General features: G+C 39.0%; 10 protein-coding genes and 1 tRNA gene. 8 read left to right on the forward strand and 3 right to left on the reverse strand.

The genetic code is table 11. From position 1 onward, the window contains the following. The first annotated feature begins 16 nt into the window (after nucleotides 1–16). A complete protein-coding gene (locus ACYVF1_RS23615) occupies nucleotides 17–316 on the forward strand; it encodes a hypothetical protein (RefSeq protein WP_461083516.1) in 300 nt (99 codons plus the stop codon). Between the two features lie 114 nt (nucleotides 317–430). Further along, nucleotides 431–504: transfer RNA gene (locus tag ACYVF1_RS23620), tRNA-Asn, on the forward strand. On the opposite strand, the gene ACYVF1_RS23625 is transcribed toward ACYVF1_RS23620, so the two are convergent. Next, nucleotides 470–2,017, reverse strand: coding sequence for a recombinase family protein (locus tag ACYVF1_RS23625; protein WP_461083518.1), 1,548 nt, complete (start codon nucleotides 2,015–2,017; stop codon nucleotides 470–472). The genes ACYVF1_RS23620 and ACYVF1_RS23625 overlap by 35 nt on opposite strands. A 170-nt stretch (nucleotides 2,018–2,187) precedes the next feature. Next, nucleotides 2,188–3,051, reverse strand: coding sequence for a hypothetical protein (locus ACYVF1_RS23630; RefSeq protein ID WP_461083520.1), 864 nt, complete (start codon nucleotides 3,049–3,051; stop codon nucleotides 2,188–2,190). Nucleotides 3,052–3,212: 161 nt separating this feature from the next. Here ACYVF1_RS23630 and ACYVF1_RS23635 point away from each other — a divergent pair, with 161 nt between their 5' ends. From ACYVF1_RS23635 to ACYVF1_RS23660, 6 genes are all read left to right on the forward strand, one after another. Then, the gene (locus ACYVF1_RS23635; RefSeq protein WP_461083522.1) at nucleotides 3,213–4,703 is read left to right on the forward strand and encodes a hypothetical protein; all 1,491 of its coding nucleotides are present in this window, start codon (nucleotides 3,213–3,215) and stop codon (nucleotides 4,701–4,703) included. A 756-nt stretch (nucleotides 4,704–5,459) separates the two neighbouring features. Then, on the forward strand, nucleotides 5,460–5,960 hold the full coding sequence (locus ACYVF1_RS23640; RefSeq protein ID WP_461083524.1) for a hypothetical protein: 501 nt from the start codon (nucleotides 5,460–5,462) through the stop codon (nucleotides 5,958–5,960). A gap of 2 nt (nucleotides 5,961–5,962) precedes the next feature. After that, nucleotides 5,963–6,745 (forward strand): hypothetical protein, encoded by a 783-nt coding sequence (locus tag ACYVF1_RS23645; protein WP_461083526.1) that lies wholly within the window; start codon nucleotides 5,963–5,965, stop codon nucleotides 6,743–6,745. Further along, nucleotides 6,742–9,036, forward strand: a complete 2,295-nt coding sequence (locus ACYVF1_RS23650) for a tetratricopeptide repeat protein (protein ID WP_461083528.1) — start codon at nucleotides 6,742–6,744, stop codon at nucleotides 9,034–9,036. Before ACYVF1_RS23645 ends, ACYVF1_RS23650 begins: the two co-directional genes overlap by 4 nt. A gap of 483 nt (nucleotides 9,037–9,519) precedes the next feature. Next, entirely contained in the window at nucleotides 9,520–10,506 is a 987-nt protein-coding gene (locus tag ACYVF1_RS23655; protein ID WP_461083530.1) for a DUF3871 family protein, read from the forward strand. 126 nt (nucleotides 10,507–10,632) lie between these two features. After that, nucleotides 10,633–11,247, forward strand: coding sequence for a hypothetical protein (locus tag ACYVF1_RS23660; protein WP_461083532.1), 615 nt, complete (start codon nucleotides 10,633–10,635; stop codon nucleotides 11,245–11,247). A 725-nt stretch (nucleotides 11,248–11,972) separates the two neighbouring features. Here the strand turns inward: ACYVF1_RS23660 and ACYVF1_RS23665 are convergent. After that, nucleotides 11,973–12,371, reverse strand: coding sequence for a hypothetical protein (locus ACYVF1_RS23665; protein WP_461083534.1), 399 nt, complete (start codon nucleotides 12,369–12,371; stop codon nucleotides 11,973–11,975). Between the last annotated feature and the right edge of the window lie 7 nt (nucleotides 12,372–12,378).

The following is a 12,378-nucleotide window of genomic DNA, read 5'->3' on the forward strand; positions in this document are numbered from 1 at the left end:
AACCGGTTCAAACACAATGGCAGAGAAATTCCGTAGTAGTAGTTTTAAAGACCCAATTCGTTACGACGAGGTCGTTTTCGACGATAAAGGTGTTACTTTTCGCATTCGTAAGCTGATTGGAGGGACAGACAATTTTGTTTTCTATTCCGATATTTCGGGGGTAGAAATTGATAATGGTTTATTCTTTGCCACCATACGAGTTATTCCTCGGGCTCGCCCTGAGATAGTCATTCAGAATTTCACAAAAGCTGACGCGCGGAGGATAAAGGAGTTAATTCTGCAGAATGTTCCCAGCCACCGCCCTGACGCGTTATAAGTTTTTTGTTGTTGATTACCACTGAATTGGTAAGTAAGGGCAAAAATTTTTAACAAGATTATTTGTGTAATGGCCGAAAAGCCACTACTTTTGCCCCACGATCAACCGACACACTCCCGAATAGCTCAGTCGGTTAGAGCATCTGACTGTTAATCAGAGGGTCGCTGGTTCGAGCCCAGCTTCGGGAGCCCAAGTGGGCAGATTATGCAAAAGCATGGTCTGCCCTTCTTTTTTGCCTTTATTATCGACTGGAAATGAGCGCATTAGCTCAATAAAGAAGTTTGTTTCAGTGGTTCGATACTTTCCATCGTCATAAATCAGCTTTCCGGGGAATATCGAACCAACTATCTTTTGTTGTACTGCTAAAGGTGATTGTTCATAGTATTTAGGCAAATTGCTCAGTAAAGTACAGCCGTAAGCCAGATACTTTGTAAAACTGTCTTCCTGCAATTCCAGCATCCGTAAAGAGTCTGTCAATAGCGTTATCTCAGTCTTGTAAGCCGCATGTTTCTGGACATACAAGTCTCCATCTATATAGCCATCAACATACTTATCAGTCAATGCTGAAATACGTTGCTCCAGTAGCTTGATCTGACTTTCTATTTTATTTGTTTCCACTTCTTTTTTCGCCATATCAGTGCCGAACCTATCTCGAAGAATCATCTGGTATAACTCGATCACTTCTTTGGGTGGTGTCATCCCACTGAGGAACTTGATGAAGTCCTGATTGGCCGTATCTGACCGGAACCGCTCCTTACAGCCATGTTGACAATGGTAGTAAAAATGCCGTACACCATTCCGACTTCTCGAAGCGCTGCCTGTTAGCTTACTACCACAACATTTACATTGGAGAAATCCTCGTAGCTCCAATTCTTCCCGACGCGTGGCACTTACCGAAACCTGCTGGCGCTTTTTCCCATGGCGTAAATCCTGCACAGTAGCAAATAACTGGTCACTGATTAACGGTTCATGATTGCCCTGTATCATCTCTTCGGGTTGGTCTTTCCAAGGCTCAAGTACGTATTTACCTGTATAGAATGGATTTTCTAACATGTTCAGGAAATTGTTCTTGCTGCAAACCAGCCCCTTCTTTCTCATCATTAGCCGTACTTCTTCGGCTGCATAGACTCCCATTCCGTATAATTCAAATGCCTCCACTACCAATGGAGCCACAGCTTCGTTGACCACAATGGCTTTGTTAGCCGAGTCATTCCGGTATCCAATCGGAGCCCGCCATATCCAACGGCCTTCACGTGCCGCTTGCCGCATCCCTGATATTGTATTCAAGCTACGTCTCTCGTTGTCTACTTGAGGTAGCAGCATATTCAGCATAAACGGAATCAATGCTTCCGGTGAGTTCAGGTCGGTATGATTCTCCAAAGTTTGAAATTTCACCCCATACGATGTGAGAGTTTGAAGCATATTCCAGCTTTCCATCATGTTGCGCGAAAACCGATCAGGCCGAACGCAGAGGAACAGATCGGGCTTGATCGCCTTAGCCTTCAATTCGCCTAAGAATTGCTGGAAAGCAGGCCGATTGAAGTTCTTGGCTGAGTGGTCATCCTGATAGTGACGTATAATCTCAATGCCGTTTTGCTGGCAGTATTTACGCAGTCGCCCTTCCTGGTCCTGAAGACTGAACCCATTGTCCTTTTGGTCGTCGGTGGAGACCCGTGTATAGATGATCGCTTTGGTTGTCATCGTGTTTACTGTAATTCTGTTGGTTTACTTTAAACTGTTGGAACTCAACCTCCGCCAGTTGCATGAGCATCTGGCGGAGTAACTCTACTTGACCATCACTCATCTCTAACCCATTCTGGGTAAGGACACGATGGCATATAGCTAAACTAATCATCATTTTAACCTTAATATTAATTCGTTATTGGAGCTTTGGTTGCTCTTGATAGAGTAAAGCTCTCGCCTTTAGCCGTCAAATAAGTGATGTGCTCGTAATTGCCCTTGACCATGTATAGTGATAATGCGTGGGCCAATCGACCCTTATTGGCGTCATTAATGTCTATACCCCAAGTTTCTTCCTTAGTAGCTGTAACCTCTATATGGCTAAGCTGATTCTGCTCGAGGTCTTGTAATAGTGCTCCTTCCTGAGTTGTCAATATGCCGATACCTACCGGATCTTTTTCCATCTCAATTCTCATCATGTTATAGACAAAATCAGCAAATATGTCCTGCAGAGAGATTTGAATGTAAGTCTCTGACTCAGGATACTGACCGATTAATAGGGAAGGAATTATACCCTCTGTAGCGGTAAATAGGCAAGTATCTTCATAGAGGTGAATATACGTAGCCCGTTTATGCCAGATACTTTCCGCTATAATGCCAGCTAAAACAGCTAATGGCTGGTTGATCGTCTCACCGCCGTTTTTCAAGACATTTAATGCTTTGCTCGATAGATTCGGGATGACAGCAGGCTGAGGCAATAGTAACAGATAGCTTTTGATCAACTCAGCCTTCTTCTTATTAACGTTTAAGGCGCTCATTGCTAAAAGAATCTTAATCCATAGGTAATCAGCAAGGCTGAAGCGGGACCAAGTACTGTCTGAATGACGAATTGCTAAGAGCAGGTTCTGCCCTCCCCATAAGTTGAGATTTCTAGACGTCAGGTCTTTTTCAACCTCGTTAATATCGCCTAGCTTATACTTTTTTACCAAAATGGCTTCATAGACTTGTTCAATCCGCGCTGGGCTCAGAACAGTCTTGTCGGTTTTTTTATTCATTTTGTTTCTTTGTTTTACAATTAATCAACGTGCCAAATTGCCAAAAAGTTCCTATAATTGTAATGTTTTTGCCATGTAAAGTGAACGGATTAGTTAGATATTCGTTATTGTTATAGGCTTTACTGACAGGGAGGCCTAGCTAACAGTAAACAATATTCACCGTGGCTAATCACACATATTCTGATGACTCCATGCGAGTCGTATTACCGCACAACTTGGAACTGGAAAATATCCTGATCGAACACAAACCGATGTTCCCTCACACAATTGGCTGTTTCAAATATATTCTGGGTTTAATTGTAGAGCGATCAGCTTTCGATCACCATTTACTAGATGCTCATGAGGCTTTCCCTTTTGTGCCGCTCTCATCAAAACGGCTTAATCAAGTCGTTACTCATTATCAAAAATACATCCGTTATCTTCTTGAAGTAGGCATTCTGGAATGTGATTTTGTCTGTGAGCCTGGTGCAAAATGCTATGGGTACCGATACACGTCTAACTACCGGACAAAAGCAGTTGTTGAAACGATTAGGGAAGATAAGGACTACTGGTTGCTCGTTAAGCATAAGCGGCAGAAAAAGCAGATTAAGCAAACGGCCTTGGCGATGTACCCAATACTGGTCCACTGGTTTGATGGCTTGGTATTACATACTGAGGTTGCGCTGGCCCATATCGAGGCAACGTATCAGACTGAGCTAATGGCTTCCGGTAAATCCGCCACGAAGCAAGCCAATGCAATTAATCGTTATAATGCCCATCTGGCTATGATTGAACGTTTCAACGATCCGGAATCTAGCTTTGCCGTCGATGAATCTGGACATCGGTTCCACAGTAAACTTACCAACCTATGGAGTCAGCTACGGCAGTTTGTCACCTACAATGGCCACCCACTGGTTTCCATTGACTTAAGAAGTTCCCAACTGTATTTGGCGATCTTATTACTCGATGGAGCATTTTATGAACAGTCTTCAGCTGAAGCTATAGGGTTAACAATGTACGATCTGCCCATCGATGTACAGGATAAAGTATGGGCAGTGCCTACGCTAGTCCAATTAGAAAGTCAGCACAAAGCACAAAGAGATCAACTAAGCCTTGAGGATATAAAGATGGTAAATAGAGAAGAAGGTATAAAGCGGGTTCGGGGCTCCCTTATGTTAGAGATTCCTACTAAATTAGTAGAGTATTGGGAAGGGAGAAAACGATACATTGACTGTATTCAGACTGGTCGGCTTTATGAAACATTAGCCCAGTATTGGAGCAATATAACAGGAAAGCCAGTTCCAGATCGAGAGCAATTCAAAAAGCAGATAATCAGTGCTTTGTATTCTGATAACTATGATAACCGCTACTATTTCGTCATCATTCGTGAACTGTTCAAGGCTTTGTTTCCGCGTGTATATGATGTATTTCGAGAGCTTAAAACCCGTTCTAACCGTGATCTGGCTGTTGTGCTTCAGGGCATAGAATCCGAAGTATTTCTGAATCGAATTGCTAGTCGTATTAGCCGCCAATATCCGGAATTACCCATATTTACTATTCACGATTGTGTGGTAACCTTGGAAGGATACGAAGACTGTGTGGCTGACATTATGCGCGAGGAATTAACTAAAGCTACAGGTATAAGCCCTAGATTGAAAATAGAGGCTTGGTAAGAATAATCAAAATTCTGGGTCAGTGTGTTTTCATCAGCTGACCCAGCTATTACCATCGGTTTCGGTCCACTTCGAACCTCTCAATACTTTAACTCTATACTACGCGTACTATGGCATATCAAACATATTAAATTCCCTTTTTCCGTTACCAGCACTGACCAATTAGAAGGCAAATAAGCTATATCCAGGACGAAGTAATTGCGCTTTGTCCTGTCCGTCCGTCTACGCACCTTAGGAAATCATGTGGACGGACAGTTAGTATGAAGGGGTAGAGAGATAGACAGACTGTAGCTTGATCCGTTACTAGCCTAACTATTATAGTACTTGGCAGTAATGACTGTTCTCCGCCACAGCTAAAACTAACCTTAATAAACAGTATAGGTTTCTGCTATTACAGTGAAGGACCAATAACGTATAGACCAATATTTTCTATTGATGGTATTGATCTGGTGGCGGAACACGTACATCACCTATTACATCATATACTTATTGACAACTGCTATTGGTTCGCTTCCAGAACATTCATTGTTACTATCCGTTCTACGCTGTGAATAATGAACAGTGTAGCCTGATATTCAATAAGTTTGCGTGTTGCCAAAATAGTGGAAACCCCTCCCGTATGTGCTTAGTAAATGGACAACCTACAAGACATACGTCTCAGGGGTAAAATTAATATGACAAGCTTGATAATAATTTAAAGCAGGTTTAGTAATTTAAAGCACCCATTAAAAATAAAGAAAATAAGAAGCAACCTGTATGATAGATTCAATAGATGTAGTAAGCACTACAATGCTGATTCTTAAGCCTTTCCTGATTAAAGCCGGGGAGAAAGCCGCAGAAACAGTCGGTGAAAAGTTCGCTAATAAAGCAATGGAAAAAAGTTTATGGCAAAAGGTGAAAAGTGTTTTTATTGAAGATGGCGAGATCGAAAATATAAAGCAGATCGAGAGCAAAACAGTTGTTACTGAGAATGAACTTAATAGTATAGAAACCAAACTTACGAAAGCAATCGAAGAGAATCCTACTTTCGTAAATGAATTAACAGCTACGCTTAATTTAACTCCTTCTAAAATTAAATTAGTAGAGACAATTTTGAAAAATATGAAAAAAGATATGGTTGATTTAGATCAATATTATTCGGAGAGACGATTAGCAGGACCAGAATCGATTGGTTCTTACGAAATAATGATTGCGAGAACTCAACGTAGAATCGATAAAGACGAAGAAGATATTAAAAATATTTTAAGTGGTAAATAAAAATGATTGACATTTATATTAATCAATTAAAAAAATTAGAGGAAAGACTTGATAATTTATATACCGAATGGAGAAACGCTGGAGTAGATACTAGCGATCTAATCAAAAACAAAATCGATTCTACAATGAGTAAGATTGAAGAAATTCAGGCGTTAATTTCTTCAATTGAAAATGCTAAGATGCCAAACGAAATAAAAATCTTTTGTTTTGTAATAGTCACAACTAAAGATGGCGTTAAAAAAGAAATTAGTAAATCCCTTTTTAAATTAATTAACAAAGATAGGTATGATGAAACGAATATCAACAAATGGAAACCTTTTATTGATGAAAATTCAATTAACACAATGTTAATTGAATTTTCTGAGAAACATGGATTCAAGTTTATAACTTTATACCTAGATGGTACATTATCTAATGAGCAATGTGTCGAAATCGATCTGAATATAAAAAATAGTTTTGCTATTATCGATCTTTTGTCTTTAAATAGTGATAATGCATTAATTACTCAGAGACTAGATACGAAGGATGTAAAGGGGACAATTTTTCCATATTGCGAAAGTTTACCATTTCAAGCTAAAAGAATCATGAATGTACGAAGAAAAAAGTATTTCATAACAAATGAGTATTATAGCCAAAGCACACCTATGGGTCTATATGCTTATGATATTTCAGCAAAGGATGGTTTTTTTAAACATTTATTGGAAATATTTTACAAGCATTTCAAGGTAAAAAATAGCATAATACTTGATAATAAAATTCAATCTTCAATACCTAGAATTTTATGATTATTAGTTTCTACTCGTATAAAGGAGGTGTGGGAAGATCGCAATTATGTGTAAATATTGCCGCTTACTTATGCCATAAGAAATTAAAAAAAGTATTGCTCTGGGATTGGGATTTTGAAGCTCCAGGCCTCCATAGTTTTTTCGAAAAAAATAGTAGATGCATTTCTGTCCCTGGCACAATTGAAATGCTGGAGAGTTATGTTTCTTTAATGAGATCTAACCCCGAAGTTAGGCCAGACGACCTCTCCTATTTTGAAGAATCTTCTATATTATCACTTGATAAATCTGAAATAATTGAAAATGAATTTGGGAAAATTGATTTAATCCCAGCAGGCAATTATAGCGATAATTTTTCTTTTAAAATTAATAATTTTAATTGGTATGAATTTTATGAATTATTAGATGGTGTAAATTATATTGAACAACTGAAAAATTGGTTAAATAATAGAGAATATGATTATGTTTTGATAGATAGTAGAACTGGTATTACAGACTATTCAGGAATCTGCAATATACAGTTGCCAGATACTAATGTAGTTCTAATGGCAGCTAATGAGCAAAATTTTCAAGGTTGTAAGAATATTATTAATCAAATATTGAATTCTGACTATACAAAGTTAGGATATAGAAAAAAGTATATTTTCCCAATCTTATCTAGAATTGATAGTAGCCACTTAGAGTATGAAAAATGGTTAGAGAAGTTTAGATTTAGTTTTTCTGAATTATTAACAAACATAGATAGTAGTATTGATCCTGTATTTTTAGATGACATCTTTAAGGACTTTTATTTAAATAATACATTATTAGAATATACACCAGCTTATTCAGCGGGTGAAAATATGCTAATTTCATCATTTGATCAGGTAATTAGTCGATCTTCTTTTATTTCGAAATATGTAAACATTGCTGAATATTTATTGTCGATTGATGCAAATCAAACAATAGATATATTTAAACAAATAAGTAAAGATACTTGGGCTAAATATGCTGAAAGATCTAAACAAACAAACAATAATATAAAAACTGCTTTAGCATATACGTTTGCAAATGAAATTGATATGGCAATAGAATATGGTGGGACAAACACTGCTTTTTATATTAAAGGTAACGACTGCTTTCTTAAAGGAAAATATAGGCAAGCAATTGACTTTTATACAAAAGCATTAGAACTAAATAATGATGATTATTTGTCATGTGCAAATATAGGTAATTCTTACTTTGCTTTAAAGGAGTATGATAAAGCAATAATATACTATCAAAAATCTTTAGATTTTAAACCTGATTATCTTTTAGCTATTGGTAAGCTTGGAAATGCTTTTGCGAAAATATCAGAATATAATAAAGCTATAAGCTGTTATAATAAATTTCTTGCTTATAAACCTAATAGCTTTGAAGCAAGATATAATTTGGGAAGAGCCTTATGTGATGCTGGTGAATTTGATCATGCTATTGACCAATACTTAATATTGTTAGAATTTGTACCTAATAAATATGAAGTACTGTTAGCTTTAGGGAAGTCATATAATAAGAAAAATGATTATTCTAATGCTGTTGCTTTTTTCAAAAAAGCATTAGAATTCAAGCCAGATGATCCTATAGCTTTATTTTCATACAATATGGCTTTGTTTAATGGTAATAATTATGAATCAGCAATAGTTGGTTTTAAGAAATATTTAGAAATTAACCCTAATAGTTTTCCTACACTGCTTAATCTAGGTAATTCATATGCGTATTTACACTTGTATGAAGATGCGATTTTTTTCTATAAAAAATCGCTAGAAATTAAGCCAAATAGCTTTAGTGCTTTATTGAACTTAGGGAATTTGTTTTTTAATACAAGAGAGTTTAATAGTGCCATAATATATTATCACCAAGCCTTAAATGTAAAGCCCGATAGCTCTACAGTTCATAATTACTTAGGGCTTTTATACATTGAAACAGGTGAATTTGATCTAAGTTATACTTATTTAACAAGATCACTAATTATAGCCCCAAGTAACTATGATACGATAGTTTATCTAATTTACATCTGTATTATAAGAGGTGAAATTGATAACGCAAAAATTTTACTATCAAAAGTAGACGATATAAATAACTCTAAAGCTAGCTATTTATTGACAGGTCATATTGCATTTTTAGAAGATAAAATAGAAGATGCTGTTTTTTACTATAAGGCGAGTTTATCGCTATTTAATGATATAAATTTGTTTTTAAAATTTGCAGATGATTTTATGGTCCCACTTAAGTTGAAAGGTATAACGAAGGACACTTTTCTGGCGTTAATCTCTTAAACTATTTAATGTATTCATACCAGCTATACTCTAACACTTATATTTTATTAGAACAAACCTTATTCTAAACTATTATATGTGTGACGAGACAGGAGGTCGTTTAAAACGACTCCCTACCCCTCTTTTGCAAGTTGACGTCCCCCGGTGGTCAAATAGAAACAATTTTTATCTTCTTTGTAAAATCAGCTTTTCCCCTCAAATTAATCCAGCATGATATTATGCTGGACAGCTGCAACCCTTTGTAGGGCTTTCTTTTCTGAGCCTACCATCCCCTAGGCTACTACCAAGCGGATTTTATGCCCTTGCGTTTCATCCGCCACCAGCTGATGACAGCTTCGTCACTGCCCTTTTGTTTCACTTAATCAATCCGTTTCATGCAAACCAAAATCCGAAGCCCTTGACTGGGCTCTGCTACCGCTTTGGCTATCAGTCAGCCTCATTCTTTTTAATCAATTCTCAAAACCTGTTAAACCAATCATAATCATGCAAACCTCCATGCTTTATTTGCCAGCCCCAGAACTCGAAGCTAATCCTGTTCTGGAAACATCGTCTGAAAACGCTTTCATTCTGGCTAACACGCTGCCTGCTTCGCTCCACGAGATCCGCGAACAACACATCATTCCTGTATATAGTAAGGACAATGAGCCGTTGATTTCGCACGCTGATTTTATTGAAGCTGCTTACCAGACCGTCTTCAATTACTTTCCTCAGGAGATCATTTTAGAGCCCTCTGTACGCGTTTCTCACCCCATCAAAGGCAGAATACCATCGGCACGAAATAAGGCTGCTAAGGACCTCGCAGAGTGGGAGAAAACCCTCTACTACGAACGGGCTGCTTTTGCCATCGAAGTGCCAACTATCCAAGAACAAGTTGGAGATAACACGCTGTCTCTGACCATTGGCGGGGTGAAAGCGTATAACCTCGACAGCCTGCATAACCGCAAAGGGTCTGACGAGCATTTCAAGATCTTTATCGGCTTTCAGAACAAGGTGTGTACGAATCTGTGCATCTGGACCGATGGCTTTATGGCCGATGTTCGGGTGAAGTCAGTAGGGCAGTTAGTGGAAGCTATTCAACAACTCATTCAACAGTACCGAGCCAGTCAGCACCTCAGAGCCATGCAGGATTTGACGCGCTATTACCTGACTGAACACCAATTTGCTCAGCTCATTGGTCGGTGCCGCTTGTATCAATATCTGCCTCCCGCACAGCGTAAAGAGATTGAACCGTTGCTACTCGGTGATTCGCAGATTAATACCATTGCTCGTGATTACTACCGGGATCAGTCGTTCTGTCGGAATGATGATGGCACCATCAGTCTATGGAACGTGTACAATCTGTTCACGGGAGCTGTTAAAAGTAGTTACGTGGATACGTTTCTGGACCGGAATGTAAACAGCTTTCAGTTCAGTCAGTCGTTGCTGCAAGCGGTGCAAGAGTGTAGTGGTAGGAACTGGTATTTGCAGTAACCTCCACCACCCAACTCATTCCATTCTGCGATTTCAGCGCGTAGGCGTTACTTGGTTTTGCACTCCTTGCGAACCAGTGACGACCTACGCGCTTTGTTTTTCTCACCTTAAAACGACCGTAGTATCATGTTCAAATCAATCATAACCTCCGCTTTAGTAATTGGCTTCTTAATTGCCTATCGACCTACGTTTGCTCAGAAAGGGTTCGTGGGTATCAATGCTGGCCTTACCTTCGATGAAGGCAGAACACCCCTGGCCGCATCAGCAGAGTACTTTATTTCCGATGCATTTAGTGTTGGGCTTCAAGGTTATCACTCCTGGCAGACGATGAGTGACTACTTTACCCTTGGAGGCCAGACATACGGTTATACCAGCAAGTATACCTCGACCTTTATTGGACTACGGGCTAACTTCCATCTCAATTACTTTCTACCCGAGGACTATCAGCAATTTGATCCCTACATCGGCTTGTCGGCAGGGAAGATTCTGGTGAGCGGCAAAGAGGACAGCAACTTCGGAGGAGGTTCGTCAACCAGTCAAGGCACTCGAAACTACGACGGCATAACGGTGTATTTGCCCATTGGTTTTCGTTACCTCATTACCCCGCATTTTGGCGCTTTCGCAGAGTATAATGCTGGACTGGCTAATACCACGTTTGACGTGAAAAAGAACGGCAAGCTCGACCAGTTTTACGAGAAACGGCAGTATGGTTTCGGTGTCGGCTTATCACTAAGATTTTAGTGGAGCTGGATTTGGTACCGCTGAATGTACTTTTTCGGCGGTACTTATCACTTTAATTTGGTACAGAATGTACTTGAATGTTAGTCACTTTATATTTTCACTTCATCTAAGTTAAAGGCATGATTCTCCGCAGTTTATTCGATGGACTTACATTGTAGCTGGTATAGGCAACTTGCGTGCTCTTGAGCAGTACGCCAACTTCTCCGAGACGCAACTTCTTCGGCTGGTATATACAGCATTACTCCTGCTAATTCAACAAACTTCCCAAATCCTTGTCGCAGTCCAAACACTTGTAGAATCGATGGCATACTAACTGAAACCAGAGATAAGACAGAAACTGGCACGTACAGAATTATATCCTGAACCACTACCAGCCATTCAGCGTATCATCGAAGAAGCGCAATAGGAGTTTGAAGAGGATTTAAGAAATAGTGTTTATAATGCTGGGCTATAACACTATCTAATGTTTCATCTCTTTCGGAGTGATTCAACAGGCCGCGGAAGTTGCATTATCGTCCTATTTATCTTTCGGCTTTCAACATATACTCAAATCTTTTCTATGTAGCTATCTGAGGTTCTTTTTGGAAATCTTGGATCAAAAACGATCGATTCAAGGTCATCTAATTTGTAACTTCGTCTGCCGTCTGGAAAGATTTCACTTCGTGAGTAAAGCTCCAGCCTGATTTGCTCTTCAGTCCATTCTTTCATTATCTGGGTACTTAGGTCTAATGTACTGAGAAATCCATCAAAAAGCTTGAATCATCCACTTTTGTGATCCTCACGTCAGTTCTGCCATATTGTTGCAGGTGTTCTAAAGTCACTAATTCACCAGCGGGTACTCCAAGTCGTTGCCTGAAATATACGCCTAACAATGAGTTGTTTTGTGGTGTATGTATAGCTTTGCCGTATTGCTGAGCTATTGCACAGTTAAACACAGTACCATCATCTGTGGTAAGCGTAAATGGTTCTGTAATTTGAGGGAAAAAGTCAGATCGGTAAACGGAGGCAGGTACTTTAATGTATGCCTGGTTACGTTCGCGTTTTCCGCGCTGGCCCCAATTCAGCCCAGAAATCATGGGCAGATTTCCTTTTCTATCCAGAAAACTCAATAATACACTTGCCATTTTGATA

The sequence above is a fragment of the Spirosoma flavus genome, assembly GCF_054778555.1.